Annotated in this window: 12 protein-coding genes; 4 read left to right on the forward strand and 8 right to left on the reverse strand. The window is 70.2% G+C overall.

Annotation, left to right across the window (positions count from 1 at the left end; genetic code table 11):
* Positions 1 to 61: 61 nt before the first annotated feature.
* Entirely contained in the window at positions 62 to 1,102 is a 1,041-nt protein-coding gene (locus KY572_RS31030) for an acetylserotonin O-methyltransferase (RefSeq protein ID WP_224247192.1), read from the forward strand.
* A gap of 201 nt (positions 1,103 to 1,303) precedes the next feature.
* Here KY572_RS31030 and KY572_RS31035 read toward each other — a convergent pair whose 3' ends face one another.
* The 7 genes from KY572_RS31035 to aroF form a co-directional block, all read right to left on the reverse strand.
* Positions 1,304 to 1,888 (reverse strand): histidine phosphatase family protein, encoded by a 585-nt coding sequence (locus KY572_RS31035; RefSeq protein ID WP_224247194.1) that lies wholly within the window; start codon positions 1,886 to 1,888, stop codon positions 1,304 to 1,306.
* 9 nt (positions 1,889 to 1,897) lie between these two features.
* Positions 1,898 to 2,689 carry a tryptophan synthase subunit alpha gene (gene trpA / locus KY572_RS31040; protein ID WP_224247196.1) on the reverse strand — a complete coding sequence of 264 codons (792 nt, stop codon included), beginning with the start codon at positions 2,687 to 2,689 and terminating at the stop codon, positions 1,898 to 1,900.
* Positions 2,686 to 3,894 carry a tryptophan synthase subunit beta gene (gene trpB, locus KY572_RS31045; RefSeq protein ID WP_224247198.1) on the reverse strand — a complete coding sequence of 403 codons (1,209 nt, stop codon included), beginning with the start codon at positions 3,892 to 3,894 and terminating at the stop codon, positions 2,686 to 2,688. The genes trpA and trpB overlap by 4 nt, the downstream gene beginning before the upstream one ends.
* The gene (locus KY572_RS31050; protein ID WP_224247200.1) at positions 3,891 to 4,538 is read right to left on the reverse strand and encodes a phosphoribosylanthranilate isomerase; all 648 of its coding nucleotides are present in this window, start codon (positions 4,536 to 4,538) and stop codon (positions 3,891 to 3,893) included. Before KY572_RS31050 ends, trpB begins: the two co-directional genes overlap by 4 nt.
* Entirely contained in the window at positions 4,535 to 5,314 is a 780-nt protein-coding gene (locus KY572_RS31055; protein WP_224247202.1) for an indole-3-glycerol phosphate synthase TrpC, read from the reverse strand. Before KY572_RS31055 ends, KY572_RS31050 begins: the two co-directional genes overlap by 4 nt.
* A gap of 121 nt (positions 5,315 to 5,435) precedes the next feature.
* The gene (gene trpD / locus KY572_RS31060) at positions 5,436 to 6,452 is read right to left on the reverse strand and encodes an anthranilate phosphoribosyltransferase (protein ID WP_224247204.1); all 1,017 of its coding nucleotides are present in this window, start codon (positions 6,450 to 6,452) and stop codon (positions 5,436 to 5,438) included.
* A 6-nt stretch (positions 6,453 to 6,458) separates the two neighbouring features.
* On the reverse strand, positions 6,459 to 7,484 hold the full coding sequence (gene aroF / locus KY572_RS31065; protein ID WP_224247206.1) for a 3-deoxy-7-phosphoheptulonate synthase: 1,026 nt from the start codon (positions 7,482 to 7,484) through the stop codon (positions 6,459 to 6,461).
* A gap of 342 nt (positions 7,485 to 7,826) precedes the next feature.
* Here aroF and KY572_RS31070 point away from each other — a divergent pair, with 342 nt between their 5' ends.
* Together KY572_RS31070 and KY572_RS31075 are read left to right on the forward strand one after the other, a co-directional pair.
* Positions 7,827 to 9,767, forward strand: a complete 1,941-nt coding sequence (locus tag KY572_RS31070) for a serine/threonine protein kinase (protein ID WP_224247207.1) — start codon at positions 7,827 to 7,829, stop codon at positions 9,765 to 9,767.
* Between the two features lie 16 nt (positions 9,768 to 9,783).
* Positions 9,784 to 11,592, forward strand: a complete 1,809-nt coding sequence (locus KY572_RS31075; RefSeq protein WP_224247209.1) for a serine/threonine-protein kinase — start codon at positions 9,784 to 9,786, stop codon at positions 11,590 to 11,592.
* A 14-nt stretch (positions 11,593 to 11,606) separates the two neighbouring features.
* On the opposite strand, the gene htpG is transcribed toward KY572_RS31075, so the two are convergent.
* Positions 11,607 to 13,613, reverse strand: a complete 2,007-nt coding sequence (gene htpG, locus KY572_RS31080; protein ID WP_224247211.1) for a molecular chaperone HtpG — start codon at positions 13,611 to 13,613, stop codon at positions 11,607 to 11,609.
* A gap of 137 nt (positions 13,614 to 13,750) precedes the next feature.
* Here htpG and KY572_RS31085 point away from each other — a divergent pair, with 137 nt between their 5' ends.
* On the forward strand, positions 13,751 to 15,457 hold the full coding sequence (locus KY572_RS31085; protein ID WP_224247213.1) for a dipeptidyl-peptidase 3 family protein: 1,707 nt from the start codon (positions 13,751 to 13,753) through the stop codon (positions 15,455 to 15,457).
* Positions 15,458 to 15,498: the final 41 nt, after the last annotated feature.

Here is a 15,498-nt window from a genome sequence, read left to right on the forward strand (position 1 = left end):
AGAATCATGAGCACCCCCCCCCCAGGCTCCCACCCCCCCTCTGCCCGCTGCTGCCCGTTCCGTGCAGGAGCTCTTCAACCCCGCGATTCCACCGCCCCTCTTCATCATGTACCTGACCGGCGGGACGATGCTCATCTCCCGGGTCCTCTACATCGCCGCGGAGCTGGGCCTGGCGGACCTGCTCGCCCCAGGGCCGCGCCACGTGGATGACCTGGCGCGCACCACGGGGACGCATGCCGACTCGCTGTTCCGCGTCCTGCGAGCGCTGGAGGCCATGGGCATCGTCGCGCAGGAAGGCGAGGGCATCTTCCGCATCACGCCCCTGGCCCACGGGCTGCGCTCCAATGTTCCGGGCTCCATGCGCGCGTGGGCGCGCTACTTCGGCAGCCCCTGGCACTGGGAGTCGCTCGGCGAGGTGCTCGGGTCGGTGAAGAACGGCAAGTCCATCCCCGAGAACGAGCACGGCGCCGGCATCTTCGACTTCTTCTCGAAGAACCCCGAGCACGGGAAGCTCTTCGACGAGGCGATGACCAGCATCTCCAACGGCAGCAACCCGCTACTGCTGGCCGCCTATGACTTCGCGGGCATCCGCTCCGTGGTGGATGTCGGAGGGGGGCAGGGGCGCCTGCTGGCGGAGATCCTCCGCGCCCATCCGGCGCTCCAGGGCACGCTCTTCGAGCAGCCGGAGGTCCTCGAGCGCGCCCGGGAACCGGGCATCCTGGCGGAGTTCGAGCGCGCCGGCCGCTGCCAGCTCGTGGGCGGGAGCTTCTTCGACGCGGTGCCGGCCGGGCAGGACCTCTACCTCTTCAAGGAGATCCTCCATAACTGGCGGGATGACGACGTGAAGCGGATCCTCGAGGTGACCCGCAAGGCCGCGGGTGGGCCCGGGAAGAAGCTCCTCCTCATGGAGATGATCGTCGATCCCGCGCCGGAGCGAGCCCTGGCGGGCAAGCTGGTGGACCTGCTCATGCTGTCCATGCTGGGTGGCCGCGAGCGCACGCCGAAGGAGTTCGGCGAGCTCTTCGCGGCGACGGGCTTCCAGCTGACGCGGGTGATCCCGACGATGCCGCCCTACACCCTCGTGGAGGGCGTCTCGGTCTGAGCCGAGGGAGGCGGGGTCATCCCGCCTTGGCCACGGAGGCATCCTGGGACGGCACGGCGAACTTGAACTCGCCCTGCGCCAGGATGCGGATGTTCTGGGCGACGTCGGTGCTCTCGCGGGAGTGGATGAGCTGGAATTGAGCTCGAGCGAGGACCCCTCAGCTCCCAGCGCGGGGCAGGAGAGGGCAGGGGCCCTCGGGGCTCACAGGTGGCTGGTGTCGTTCCACTGCACGAGGACGGGCTGCTCCTCGTTCCACCCGAGCACGCTGATGGACGCGGTGCTCAGCGCGAAGAGCCGGCCCTCCGTGGGCGGCAGTCCCAGCCAGCGCGCGGCGAGCACTCGCAGCAGATGCCCGTGGGAGAAGAGGAGCACGTTGCCTCGAGCCCGCCGGGCCTCTTCGATGACCCGGTCCGCCCGGGCGCCGACCTGCTCCACCGTCTCGCCGTTGGGGACGCCGTCCTTCCAGAGCTTCCAGCCGGGCTCCGTGGCATGGATCTCCTTGGAGGTCTTCCCCTCGTAGGCGCCGTAGTCCCACTCCATCAGGTCCGGATTCTCCCGGGCGATGACGCCATGCCCCGAGAGGGCGCACGTCTCGCTGGCGCGGCGCAGGGGGCTCGTCCAGACCGCTACGAAGCTCCAGGCCCGCAGGGGACGCTCCAGCGCGCGCCCCATCCGCCGCCCATCCTCGAGCAGCGGAATGTCGGTGCGGCCGGTGTGCTGGCCACTCCGGCTCCAGGCCGTCTCACCGTGGCGGACGAGGACGATCTGCGGAGAGAGTGGCTTCATGGCTCGTCCTCAGCGCTTCAGGCCGCGTTTGATCTCCGCGCAGAGCTCGCGCGCCGCCGCCGGGCCGCCCGAGTGGGCCGCGCGCACGAGGGCGCTGCCGACGACGACTCCATCCGCATGGGCGCCAATCACCCGAGCCTGCTCCGCGGTGGAGATGCCGAAGCCCGCGACCACGGGCACGGGCGACGCACGCCGCACCAGCTCCAGGCGGGAGGACAGGTCCTTCGGCAGCTCCGCCCGCATGCCCGTCACTCCGGCCACCGAGACGCAGTACACGAAGCCCCGCCCGTCCTTGGCGATGGCCTCCGCGCGGGCGGGCGGCGTGGTGGGCGCGCACAGCGGGATGAGCTCCAGCCCGGCGGCATCGAAGGTGCTCCGCAGGCCCGTGCTCTCCTCGGGAGGCAGGTCCGGGAGGATGGTGCCGGAGATGCCTCGCTCGCGCGCCAGCTTCGCGTAGCGCTCCTCACCCAGCGCCATGACGATGTTGACGTACGTCATCACCACCAGCGGGGTGTTCGGGCAGCGCTTGCGCACCGCGGGCACCACCTCGTCCATGACACGCTGGAGCGTGGCGCCCGCCTTGAGCGCTCGCTCCGAGGCCGCCTGGATGACCGGGCCGTCCGCGATGGGATCGCTGAACGCCACCCCGAGCTCCAGGATGTCCGCGCCGCCCTCCACGAGCGCGGCGAACACATCCACCGAGCGGGGAAGGTCCGGATCGCCCGCCATGGCATACGCCACCAGCGCGCCCTCTCCTCGAGCCTTTGCCTTCGCGAAGGCCGCTGCAATCTCGCCGCTCATGCCTTCCCCTCGTGGCCCGTGGCCGGAATGCCCTTCGCCGCGATGGTCGCCACGTCCTTGTCGCCGCGACCCGAGCAGTTGATGACCAGGTGCTTGCCCTTGCCCAGCTCTCGCGCCAGCTCCGCCGCGCGCGCGAAGGCGTGGGACGTCTCCAGCGCCGGGAGGATGCCCTCCGTGCGAGCCACCTCGTAGAAGGCCCGCAGCGCCTCATCGTCCGTGGCCGTGCGCACCTCCAGCCGGCCCTGCTTGGCCAGGTGCGCCAGCTCCGGCCCCACGCCCGGGTAGTCCAGGCCCGCGGAGATGGAGTGCGCCTCCTGGATCTGCCCGTGGGCGTCCTGCAGCACCAGCGAGCGCGTCCCGTGCAGCACCCCCTCCGTGCCCAGCGTCAGCGAGGCGCCGTGCTGCCCGCTGTTCAGCCCGTGGCCGCCGGCCTCCACGCCCACCAGCCGCACGTCCTTGTCCCCGATGAAGGGGTGGCAGATGCCGATCGCGTTGGAGCCGCCGCCGATGCACGCGGTGATGGCATCCGGCAGCCGCCCGAAGGCCGCCTGGCTCTGTGCGCGCACCTCGCGGCCGATGACGGACTGGAAGTCCCGGACGATGGTGGGGTAGGGGTGCGGCCCCGCCGCGCTGCCGATGACGTAGTGGGTGTCCTCCACCTGCGCCACCCACGTGCGGATGGCCTCGTTCATCGCGTCCTTCAGCGTCTTCGAGCCCGACTCCACCGGCCGCACCGTGGCGCCCAGCGCGCGCATGCGGAAGACGTTGAGCGACTGGCGCTCCACGTCCAGCGCGCCCATGTACACCTCGCACGGGAAGCCGAAGAGCGCGCACGCGGTCGCCGTGGCCACGCCGTGCTGCCCCGCGCCCGTCTCGGCGATGATGCGCTTCTTGCCCATCCGCCGCGCCAGCAGCACCTGGCCGATGGTGTTGTTGATCTTGTGCGCGCCCGTGTGCGCCAGGTCCTCTCGCTTGAGCCACACGTGCGCGCCGCCCCAGGACTCGGTCAGCCGGCGCGCGGGCGTCAGCGGCGTCTCGCGTCCGACGAACTCCTTCAGCACCCGCGCCACCTCTTCGTCGAAAGAGGGATCCGCGCGCGCCGCCGCGTACGCCGCTTCCAGCTCCAGCAGCGCCGGGACGAGCGTCTCTGGCACATAGCGGCCACCGTAGCGGCCGAAGCGCCCGGTCGAGGTCTCCATGCTCATGTCTGTTGCCCCCACAGGTTCACTGCCTTGGCGGCGCGGATGAAGGCCCGCACCGCCTCGGGATCCTTGATACCGGGGCTCGCCTCCACCCCGCTCGCCACGTCCACTCCATAGGGATGAGTGGCGCGGACGGCCTCTGCCACGTTTCCCGGCGTGAGCCCGCCCGCCACCAGGACAGGCACTCCCACGTCCACAAGCTGCGCCACCAGCGACCAGTCGAAGGTGACGCCCCCTCCGCCGTAGCCCGGCGCCGCCCCGTCCAGCAGCAGCGTCGCCACGTCCCCCGCGCCCACGTACGTGCGAGCCCGGGCCACGTCCTCCGGCCCGTGCACGCGCAGCGCCTTGATGACAGGGACGCCGAAGCCCGCGCAGGTCTCGGGCGGCTCGTCGCCGTGGAGCTGCACCGCCGTGAGCCCGCACTCGCGCACCCGCGCTCGGATGATGTCCGGGGACTCGTTGACGAAGACGCCTACCACCGCGCCCAGCCCGGGCCGGGTGTGCCCCAGGGCCGCCGCCGTGGCGGGCTCCACGTAGCGAGGCGAGCGCGGGTAGAAGTTCAGCCCCAGCGCGTCCGCGCCCGCCGCCCATGCGGTCCGCGCATCCTCCAGGCGCGTCACCCCGCAGATCTTCACCCGGACGCTCACGCCGCCCCATCCCTCGCGGCCAGCAGCCGCGCCAGCGCCCGGCCGGGCTCCGCGTCTCGCAGCAGGGACTCGCCGACCAGCACCGCGTCAGCCCCCGCCGCCCGAGCCGCCGCGAAGTCCGCCGCCGTCTTCAGTCCACTCTCGGCCACCAGTCCGCGGGCCCGCTGGCGCAGCCGAGGCATCACCCGCAGCGCCGTGGCCGTGTCCGTGCGCAGCGTGGCCAGGTCCCGGTTGTTGATACCCACCAGCTCCGCGCCCGCCGCCAGGGCGCGCTCGGCGTGGGCCTCCGTGTGCGCCTCCACCAGCGCCGCCACTCCGCAGGACTTCGCGGCCGCCACCATCTCCTGGAGCAGCCCGTCCTCCAGCGCGTCGGCGATGAGCAGCACCGCGTCCGCTCCGATGGCCGCGCTCTCTTCCACCTCGCGCGGGGCGACCAGGAAGTCCTTTCGCAGCACGGGCAGCGACACCTCCGCGCGCACCTGCTCCAGGTCCGCCAGCCTGCCTCCGAAGTCCACGTCGTCCGTGAGCACGCTGATGGCGCAGGCGCCCCCGGCCTCGTAGCCGCGAGCCACCTGGACGAGATCCTGATGCGGGAAGTCACCGCCCGAGGGGCTCTTGCGCTTCACCTCGGCGATGACGTTCACCGCCACGCCGGGCCGGCGCTGGAGCAGGGCCGCGGTGAAGTCCCGCGAGGGAGGACGCACCCGTGCGCCCAGCGGAGGGCGGGTGGCGAGTTCCCGGCGCTTGCGCGCGAAGATGTCCGCGAGGAGGTTCATACAGGGTTCTCCGGGGGCTGGCTCCGCGGTGGGCCCGCCCGTGGCAGAGACTGCTGGGGAACGACTCCCTCAGCCTAGTCCTCTCCCGCGGAGGAAGAGGGGACTTTCCTCGGGGCCCTGTTCAATGAACCCCTCCCTGGATGAGCGCCGCCAGCTTGCGCGCCGCCGCGCCCGAGTCGATGGCCTCCTCGGCCCGCTTCACGCCCTCGCGCAGGTCCGCCGCCTGGCCCACCACCACCAGCGCCGCCGCCGCGTTGAGCAGCACCGCCGTGCGGATCCCCGAGCGCTCGCCCTGCAGCAGCGCCTTCAGCAGCCGGGCGTTCTCCTCGGCGTCACCTCCGGCGATGGCCTCTCGAGGCACCCGCTCCAGCCCCGCGTCCTCCGGGCTGAGGGTGAACAGGCGCACCGTGCCGTCCTCGCGCAGCTCCGCCACGTTCGTCGGAGCGCAGGGCGACACCTCATCCAGCCCGTCCTGGCCGTGCACCACCCAGGCGCGCCGGCTACCCAGCCGCCCCAGCACCCGCGCCGTCTGCTCCAGGCGCTCGCCGGCGAAGGTGCCCAGCAGCTGGTAGCGCGCGCCCGCCGGGTTCGTCAGCGGGCCCAGCAGGTTGAAGAAGCTGTGGAAGCCCATCTCCCGCCGCGCCTGCGCCACGTGCTTGAGGGCGCTGTGGTGCGACGGCGCGAAGAGGAAGCCCACGCCGTGCTCGTCGATGTCCCGGGACACGGCCTCGTGCGCCCGCTCCATCGGCAGGCCCAGCGCCGCCAGCACGTCCGCGCTCCCGCAGCGGCTGGAGACGGCCCGGTTGCCGTGCTTGGCCACCGTCGCCCCGGCCCCCGCGGCCACGAACGCCACCGCGGTGGAGATGTTGAAGGTGTGCGCCCCATCTCCGCCGGTGCCGCACGTGTCCAGCACCACCTCCGCCTTCGGCGACAGCTTCGCCGCTCGCAAGCGCATGGCCTCCGCCGCCCCGAGGAGCTCGTCCTCCGTCTCCCCCTTCATCCGCAGCGCGGCCGCCAGCGCGCCCACCTGCGCCGACGTCGCCTCGCCCGCGAGCATCAGGCCCATGATGGTGGCCATCTCCTCGCGGGTGAGATCGCGCCGGCTCAGCACCTTGCCTAGCGCTTCCTTGAGCGTCATGGCTCGCTACCCCAGCCTCGCCACGTCACGGCCGAGCGCACTGGCGATGGCGCGCACATCGTCCATGGCCTTCTCGAACTCGGAGAACTCCAGCGACTGGTGGCCGTCCGACAGCGCCCGCGGCGGATCCGGGTGCACCTCGACGATGAGGCCGTCGGCGCCCACCGCGACGGCCGCGCGCATCATCGCCGGCACCGCCTTGCGCACGCCGATGCCGTGCGAGGGGTCCACCCACACGGGCAGGTGGCTGAGCGACTTGAGCATCGGCACCGCGTTGAGGTCCAGCGTGTTGCGCGTCATCGTCTCGAAGGTGCGGATGCCGCGCTCGCAGAGGATGACGCGGTTGTTGCCCTTGGCGACGATGTACTCGGCCGCCATCAGCAGCTCCTTGATGGTGGCGCTCAGGCCGCGCTTGAGGAGCACGGGCTTGCGCACCTCGCCCACCGCCTCCAGCAGCGAGAAGTTCTGCATGTTGCGCGCGCCCACCTGGAGGATGTCCGCCGTCTCGGCCACCTGCGGCAGCGTCGCGGTGTCCTTCACCTCGGTGACGACGAGCAGCCCCGTCTCCTTGCGCGCCTCGGCCAGCAGGGACAGGCCGTCGCTCTTGAGGCCCTGGAACTCGTAGGGGCTGGTGCGAGGCTTGAACGCGCCGCCGCGCAGCATGGTGGCGCCCGCCTTCCTCACCGCCTGCGCCGTGCCGACGATCTGATCGCGCGTCTCCACCGAGCACGGGCCGGCCATCACGTGGATCGACTTGCCGCCCAACATCAGGTTGCCCACCTGGATGGTGCTGTCGTCCGGCTTCACCTCGCGGCTGACGAGCTTGAAGGGCTGGGAGATGGCCACCGCGTCCGCGACGCCTGGGAGCACCCGGAACGGCTCGGGCTCCACCGGGCCCTTGTTGCCCGTGATGCCGATGGCGGTGCGAGTGCCGCCGGGAATCGCGTTCGGTTGCCAGCCCCGACGCCGGACCTCCTCGTTGACGCGCTCGATATCCTGAGGTGTCGCATCCGGTTTCATCACGATCAGCATGGGGTACCTGTCTCCAACGAGGGTCGCCGGGTCGGGCGGCGGGTGATGACCACAACAGCCGCAGGCGGGAGGATCGTGCGGCAGTGCCGGTTGTCCGCTCGCTCACGGTTCCGGGAAGTGTCCCTATGCGCGGCGGCTAAATCAAGCCACGCTGAAGGGTTATTCCCTGGGTGTATAGAGGACGGAAGGGCGGGATGTGACGCTGCTCCGAGCCGCGTCCGGCTCATCCTCTGCGATCCTGAGACACGGCTGACCGGGTAGGCGGCGGGCACACACCGGCGTCTGCGTGAGGAACTGTGGCGCTCGGGAGGACTCATGGCGAGGTAGCATCCGAGCGCATCCATGAGCGAAGACGACAAGACCTATCTGTCGGGGCAGAGCCCGACGGCGAGCAAGCCCACCGGACCGCTGCAGATCGTTCCCGGCACGGTGCTCAAGGGCACCTATCGGATCGACGCCGAGCTGGGCAGCGGGGGCATGGGCACGGTCTACCGGGCGACGCACCTCGGGCTGGACAAGACGATGGCGGTGAAGGTGCTGTCGCACCGGGCCATCGCCACGCCGGACAGCCTGGCGCGCTTCGAGCGTGAGGCGAAGGTGGCCGGCAAGGTGAGCCACCCGGCGATGACGCACGTCATCGACTTCGGCGTGGAGCAGGGCACGCCGTACATCGTCATGGAGTACGTGAGCGGCGTGGAGCTGGCGGAGCTCATCGAGCGCGGCGGGCCCATGTCGCCTCGGCGCGCGGTGGCGGTGATGCGGCAGATCGTCTCGCTGCTCCGAGCGGCGCACGCGCTGGACATCGTCCACCGGGACCTGAAACCGGCCAACATCAAGATCATCCAGGAGAGCTCCGAGGACAGTCAGGTCTTCGTGAAGGTGCTGGACTTCGGAGTGGCGAAGGTCGTCGGGGATGTGTCGGGGCAGCTCACCAGCGAGGGGATGTTGGTGGGTACGCCGGCGTACATGGCGCCGGAGCAGATCACCGGCAAGCCGATCGACGGGAGGACGGACCTCTACTCCGCGGGCCTCATCTTCCACGAGATGCTCAGTGGCATCCGGGCCTTCAAGGGAGAGACGATCGCCCGCATCCTCCATGCGCAGATGAATGATCCGCCGCCGCCGCTGACGGTGCAGGTGCCGGACATCCTCCGTCAGACGCTCCAGAAGTTCGTCGAGAAGCGTCCGGAGGATCGTTTCCAGGACGCGGCCGAGGCGGATCGCGCGCTCATGGCCTGCGAGGACGTGCTGCGGCCGCCCTCGGTGAACGTCATTGCCTCCACGGTGCTGACCGCCAGCGCGGAGCAGGAGCGGGCCGCCGAGCAGGGGGGGAAGACGGTCACGTATCGCCCGAAGCAGGAAGAGCCAGCGCCGGTGGCTCCGGGCCCGAGCGACTCCGCTGCCAGGGAGTCCAAGCCGTCCTCGGGCGTCTCCGTCTCGGACTCGCTCGTGAAGGAGGGGCAGGCGGTTCGGGAAGAGCCCGCGCTGGTCCCCGCCCCTGTCCCGGCGCCTGTTCCGGTGGCGCCCATGCCTGTCTCGCCGCCGCCTCCCGCGCCGGTGGCGCCTGCGCTCCAGAAGGTCGAGCCCCGGAAGTCCTCCGGCTCCAACATGGTCCTGGTGCTGGTGGGCGTTGCCGTCGTGCTCCTCCTGGTTGGACTGGCGGGGAGTGTGTGGGTCTGGAAGAGCGGACTCCTGACTGGCGGCAAGACGGGAGCCTCGACGCCGACCACCGATTCAGGGGCCGTCGCGGCACGGCCTGAGCCGGCACAGCCTCCGAAGAACGAGCCGCCCCCCACGGCGCCAGAGCCCAACACCCCCCCGGAAGACACTGGCACGACCGCGGCCGAGCCCGGGACGGAGCCGGAGCCGGAGCCTCCTGACACGGTGGCGCAAGGGGAGTCAGGGGACGAGGAACCCGCGCAAGGAGAGGACGGCGCGGCCGAGGGTGACGAGCCTCCGGTGGCCGAGACTCCGCCCGAGGAAGAACTCGCTCCGGGCTGCTACGTCGCGGTGGTGGCGTTCGAGTCCAGCCGAGCGGGGAAGGGGGACTATGGCCCGTGGATTCCGAAGTCGCTGAAGTCTCGGACCTCCATCAAGTGCTCCTCCATTCCTCCGCAGAGGAATATCGGCCAGTCGCAGGGGCTGTTCGATCAGTGGCCTGACTCGTCAGGCAAGCCTCGCTTCTACAACCCCATCACCTTCGAGCCTCAGAAGAAGGGTGAGCCGAACACCCGCCTCATGGTGGTGAAGGTCTACACGCAGGTGGCCGGGAAGGCTCCGTGAGCGAGGCGCGAGACGCATGAGCGAGGACGACAAGACACACGCGCCCGCTCGGAAGCCACCAGCGAGTCCGCAGACCTCCGGTTCCCAGATCAGTCCGGGAGCGGTGCTCAAGGACACCTACCGCATCGAGGCCGAGCTGGGCAGCGGCGGCATGGGCACGGTCTATCGGGCGACGCACATCGGGCTCGACAAGACGATGGCGGTGAAGGTGCTGTCCCCCCGGGCCATCTCCTCGCCCGAGAGCCTGGCGCGCTTCGGCCGCGAGGCGAGGGTCGCTGGCAAGGTGAACCACCCGGCGATGACGCACGTCATCGACTTCGGCGTGGAGCAGGGCACGCCGTACATCGTCATGGAGTACGTGGACGGCATCGAGCTGGCCGAGTACATCGAGCGCCAGGGTCCGATGCCGCCGCGGCAGGCGGTGGCGGTGATGCGGCAGATCGTCTCGCTGCTGCACGCCGCGCACGCGCTGGGCATCGTCCACCGCGACCTCAAGCCCTCCAACATCAAGATCGTCCGAGCGGGCCCGGATGACGGTCAGCTCTTCGTGAAGGTGCTGGACTTCGGCATCGCCAAGGTCATCGGCGACATGGCCGGGCAGCTCACCAGCGAAGGGATGATGGTGGGCACGCCGGCGTACATGGCGCCGGAGCAGATCGCCGGCAAGCCGATCGACGGGAGGACGGACCTCTACTCCGCGGGCCTCATCTTCCACGAGCTGCTCAGTGGCGTGCGCGCCTTCCAGGGAGAGACGATCGCGCGCATCCTCTACGCGCAGGTACACGAGCCGCCCCCGCCCGTGGCACTGCCGCTGCCGGACGTACTGCGGCAGACGCTCTTGAAGTTCTACGAGAAGCGTCCGGAGGATCGCTTCCAGGACGCGGCCCAGGCGGATCGGGCGCTCATGGCCTGCGAGGAGGCGCTGCGCTCCTTCTCCGGGGGCGTCGTCGTGGCCCCAGTCCCGCCCCAGGGCGACGTCTCGCGAGCCGCGAGTGCCACTCCGGAGTCCTTCTCCGCCACGATGCGTCGGCCCGAGTCCGGCTCCGCGCAGGCCGAGGCGCCCGCCGAGGGAGTCCTCTCCGCGACGATGATGCGGCCGGAGTCCGGCGCGAGCGGGGGCACGCCCTCACCCGCGGTCTCCCCTCCGCCGGCTCGGCCCGTGACGGACCGGGACCTGAAGCCCGCCCCGGCACTGCTCGGGACCGATCGACAGCCCGCTCCGGTGATACCGGCTCCCATGCCACCGGCTGCGATGCCGGGGGGCCACCCGGGGCCGATGCCAGGGCGCCACCCCGCCGCGAATCAGCGCGGGAAGTCCTCGGGCACGGGGAAGGGCTGTCTCATCGCCGTGCTGATCGTGGGCTTCTTGGGATGCCTGGGAATGACAGGGCTGGGCTTCCTGGCCTGGCTCAGCAACCTGAGCCAGGAGAATGCACAGTCGTCCTCCTTCACGAACGAGCACCACACCGCCCACCCGCATGGGGATCCTCCGGAGGAGGAGGGCCTCGCCGCCTTCCAGGCAGCCGCCGTCGGACTGTCCCCAGGCTGCTACGCGACCGAGCTCATCATGCGGGCGGATCGCCATGGCAGCGAGCATGCCGGCGCATGGGAGATCGAGTCGGGCTCCGCCTGGAAGCCCGTGGACTGTTCCTCCGTTCGCCGCAAGCAGCCGAGCCGCGAGGCGATGGCGCTGATGGAGCAGTGGCCCGTCCAGGGAGAGCTCCTCCAGGTGGAGCTCTCCCCGCCGAAGCCAGATCCCGATGACGCGGGCTCCCTCCTCAGGACGGTCCGCGCCTACACGCGGGTCTCGGAAGGAGCCCACTGAGACGACCCGGGCCGTCAGGCCTGGGCCGAGGAGCCGCCCGACGTCGTCGAGGCCTCCGGGGCCTGCGAGCCCGCCGTCGGAGCGCCGTTGGCGGGAGGCTCCACCGTCTGCCCCGCCAGCTGCGTCAGCAGCGCCGTCATCCGCTTCGCGAAGCGGTTGGGATCCTCCAGCGGGCTGCCCTCGGTGAGCAGCGCCTGATCATGCAGCAGCTCGATCCACTCTGTGACCCGCTCGGCCTTCGCGTCCTTCTCGTGGAGCTTGCGCAGGTGCTCGATGACGGGGTGCGCGGGGTTCACCTCGAGGATGCGCTTGGCGCGGGGCATGCCTCGGCCGTGCTCGCGCAGCAGGCGCTCCAGGAAGGCGGGCGAGCCGCCCTCGGGCAGCACCAGGCAGACGGGTGAGTCGGTGAGGCGATCGGACACGCGCACCTCGCGGACCGCGTCCTTGAGCACCTCCTTCATCCGCTCGGTGAGCGCCTTGAGGCCCTCGGCGTGCTCCTCCTTCTGCTTCTTCTCCTCGGGCGTCTCCTGGAGCTTCAGGTCCGCCTGCAGCGCGGACACCAGCGGCTTGCCGTCGAACTCGTGCAGCCCCTGGGCGGCCCACTCGTCCACCGGGTCGGTCAGGAAGAGCACCTCGTAGCCGCGCTTGCGCAGCGCCTCCAGGTGGGGCGAGCCCTCCAGCGCCTTCCGCGACTCGCCGAACATGTAATAGATGGCCTGCTGGCCCTCCTTCATGCGCGACACGTAGTCGGCCAGCGACGTCAACCCCTCCTGGTGGCTGCTCTCGTAGCGCACCAGGGCGCCCAGCTTCTCGCGGTGCTCGCTGTCGCCGGTCAGCCCCTCCTTGAGAATGGCGCCGAAGTTCTTCCAGAACGCCACGTAGTCCTCGGGCTTGTCCTTGGCGAGCTTCTCCAGCAAGTCCAGCGTCTTCTTCACCACGTGCTTGCGGATGGAGCGCACCACCGCCGAGTCCTGGAGCAGCTCGCGCGAGACGTTGAGCGGCAGGTCATCCGAGTCCACCACGCCGCGCACGAAGCGCAGCCAGGGCGGCAGCAGCTCCTCGCAGTCGTCCATGATGAAGACGCGCTTGACGAACAGCCGCACGCCGCGCCGCCGCTGGGTGCCGTCCATGTCGAACGGGCGGCGCTTGGGCAGGAAGATGAGGCCGGTGAACTGCTGGTTGCCGTCCGTCTTGAAGTGCGTCCACGTCTGCGGCGGCTCGAAGTCGTGGGTGAGGTGCTTGTAGAACTCCTGGTACTGCTCGTCGGTGATCTCCGACTTGGGGCGCTGCCAGAGCGCGCTGGCCTTGTTGACGGTTTCGAAGGCGGTGGTGGTGCCCTTCTGGCCCGTCTGCGCGTCGATGACGTCCGTGGTCTTCTTCACCTGCAGCTGGATGGGGTGGCCCACGTAGTCGGAGTACTGGGTGATGAGCGAGCGCACGCGCCACTCGTCCAGGAACTCCTTCTGGTCCGCCTTGAGGTGCAGGGTGATGGAGGTGCCGCGCGTGGTGCGCTGGGCGGGCTCCACGGTGAAGGTGCCCTTGGCCTCGGAGGTCCACCGGAACGCCGGCTGCTCCTTGCCCGCGGGCCGGCTCACCACCTCCACGCGGTCGGCGACGAGGTAGGCGCTGTAGAAGCCCACGCCGAACTGGCCGATGAGGTTCACGTCCTTCTGGCCGCGCTGGGAGAGCATCTCCAGGAACTCGCGCGAGCCCGAGTGCGCGATGGTGCCCAGGTTCTTCACCAGCTCGTCATGCGTCATGCCGATGCCGGTGTCCTCGATGGTGAGGGTGCCGCGCTCGGCATCGGGGATGATGCGGATCTCCAGGGTGGGCTCATCCCCGAGCAGCTCCGGCTCGGTGATGGTGCGAAAGCGCAGCTTGTCCAGCGCGTCGGACGCGTTGGAGACCAGCTCGCGCAGGAAGATCTCCTTGTGGCTGTAGAGCGAGTTGATGACCAGGTTCAGCAGCTGGTTGATCTCGGCCTGAAAGGAGTGGGTCTCCCTCTGGGTTTCGACGGACATGGATCCTCCGGACACCTGATGTAGGCGTGACCCGTTCCCCATAACCATTCCGGAAGACTTGTCGAGTCCGAAGGTCGCCCGCCTGGGCCTGGACCGGGCTCCCCACCCGCCAGGGAAGGCGATAAGACTGCCGCCCCATGACCCGTTACCTCCTGTCCCTGCTCACGACCGTGCTCCTGGCGGGCGCCGCCCGGGCCGCCGAGCCGGCTCCCCTCCCCACCGCCGCGGAGCTCCAGCGGATGACGGCGCGCTTCGCGCCCGTGGACCTCAAGGTCGACGTCTCCAAGCTGCCGGACAACGAGAAGCGCGCGCTGGCGAGGATGGTCCAGGCCGCTCAGCTCATGGACCCGCTCTTCATGCGCCAGTCCTGGGCCGGCAACGAGACGCTCCTGCTGGAGCTGCTGAAGGACACCTCGCCGCTGGGGCGCGAGCGGCTCCGCTCGTTCCTGCTCAACAAGGGGCCGTGGTCACGGCTGGATGAGGGCCGGCCCTTCATCCCCGGCGTCCCCGCCGAGCCGCCTGCGTCGGGCAACTTCTACCCGCCCGCCACCACCAAGGAGGCCATCGAGCAGTGGGTGAAGACGCTGCCCGAGCCCCAGCAGCGCGAGGCCACCGGCTTCTACACCACCATCCGCCGCGCTCCGGACGGCAAGCTCATCGCCGTGCCCTACAGCGTGGAGTACCAGGGCGAGCTCGGCCAGGCGGCCCAGCTCCTGCGCGAGGCCGCCCAGCTCACGAAGCAGCCCACGCTCCAGGCCTTCCTCACCGCGCGCGCGGATGCCTTCCTCTCCAACAACTACTACGCCAGCGAGGTGGCGTGGATGGAGCTGGACGCCAGCATCGAGCCCACCATCGGGCCCTACGAGGTCTACGAGGACAACTGGTTCAACTACAAGGCCGCCTTCGAGGCCTTCATCACGGTGAGGGACGACGCGGAGACGCAGAAGCTGTCGCGCTTCAGCGGCGAGCTCCAGGGGCTGGAGAACGCGCTGCCCATCGATCCGAAGATGCGCAACCCGAAGCTGGGCGCGCTGGCGCCCATCCGGGTGGTCAACAGCGTGTCCTCCTCCGGAGACGCCAACCGCGGCGTGCAGACGGCCGCCTTCAACCTGCCCAATGACGAGCGCGTCACCGCGGAGAAGGGCAGCAAGCGCGTGATGCTCAAGAACATCCAGGAGGCCAAGTTCCAGCGCGTGCTGAAGCCCATCGCCCTGGTGGCGCTCTCCGCGAAGGATCGCGCGAACGTCGCCTTCGACGCCTTCTTCACCCACATCCTCATGCACGAGCTGATGCACGGGCTGGGGCCCCACAACATCACCGTCGACGGCAAGCAGACCACGGTGCGTCAGGCGCTCCAGGTGGCCTCCAGCGCCATCGAGGAGGCCAAGGCGGACGTCTCCGGCCTCTGGGCGCTGCAGCAGCTGGTGAACAAGGGGCTGCTCGACAAGTCCATGGAGCGCACCATGTACACCACGTACCTGGCCTCCATGTTCCGCTCCATCCGGTTCGGCATCGACGAGGCCCATGGCAAGGGCGTGGCGCTCCAGCTCAACCACTTCCTGGACACCGGCGCGGTGAAGGTGAACCCGGACGGCACCTTCTCGATCGTCCCGGAGAAGATCCAGGAGTCCGTGACGGCGCTGACGAAGCAGCTCATGGAGCTGCAGGGGCGCGGCGATCGCGCCCAGGCCGAGGCCCTGCTGTCGAAGCTGGGTGTGGTGCGGCCGGAGGCGCAGAAGGTGCTCGACAAGCTCCGCAACGTCCCCGTGGACATCGAGCCGCGCTTCGTCACCGCGGAGCAGCTCATCCGAGACTTCGGCGGCCCCGAGCAGGTGAAGAAGTAGCCCCGGAGCCTGGCTCGCCTGGCCCTCGACCCACCGCCCGT

Source organism: Hyalangium gracile, assembly GCF_020103725.1.
Classification (GTDB): Bacteria; Myxococcota; Myxococcia; order Myxococcales; family Myxococcaceae; genus Hyalangium; species Hyalangium gracile.

Excerpts from the sequence above, each read along its gene's own strand:
- KY572_RS31035 (WP_224247194.1), bottom strand. The coding sequence starts at position 1,888 with ATGAAGCCACTCTCTCCGCAGATCGTCCTCGTCCGCCACGGTGAGACG.
- trpA (WP_224247196.1), bottom strand. The coding sequence starts at position 2,689 with ATGAGCGGCGAGATTGCAGCGGCCTTCGCGAAGGCAAAGGCTCGAGGA.
- trpB (WP_224247198.1), bottom strand. The coding sequence starts at position 3,894 with ATGAGCATGGAGACCTCGACCGGGCGCTTCGGCCGCTACGGTGGCCGC.
- KY572_RS31055 (WP_224247202.1), bottom strand. The coding sequence starts at position 5,314 with ATGAACCTCCTCGCGGACATCTTCGCGCGCAAGCGCCGGGAACTCGCC.
- trpD (WP_224247204.1), bottom strand. The coding sequence starts at position 6,452 with ATGACGCTCAAGGAAGCGCTAGGCAAGGTGCTGAGCCGGCGCGATCTC.
- aroF (WP_224247206.1), bottom strand. The coding sequence starts at position 7,484 with ATGCTGATCGTGATGAAACCGGATGCGACACCTCAGGATATCGAGCGC.
- KY572_RS31070 (WP_224247207.1), top strand. The coding sequence starts at position 7,827 with ATGAGCGAAGACGACAAGACCTATCTGTCGGGGCAGAGCCCGACGGCG.
- KY572_RS31075 (WP_224247209.1), top strand. The coding sequence starts at position 9,784 with ATGAGCGAGGACGACAAGACACACGCGCCCGCTCGGAAGCCACCAGCG.
- htpG (WP_224247211.1), bottom strand. The coding sequence starts at position 13,613 with ATGTCCGTCGAAACCCAGAGGGAGACCCACTCCTTTCAGGCCGAGATC.
- KY572_RS31085 (WP_224247213.1), top strand. The coding sequence starts at position 13,751 with ATGACCCGTTACCTCCTGTCCCTGCTCACGACCGTGCTCCTGGCGGGC.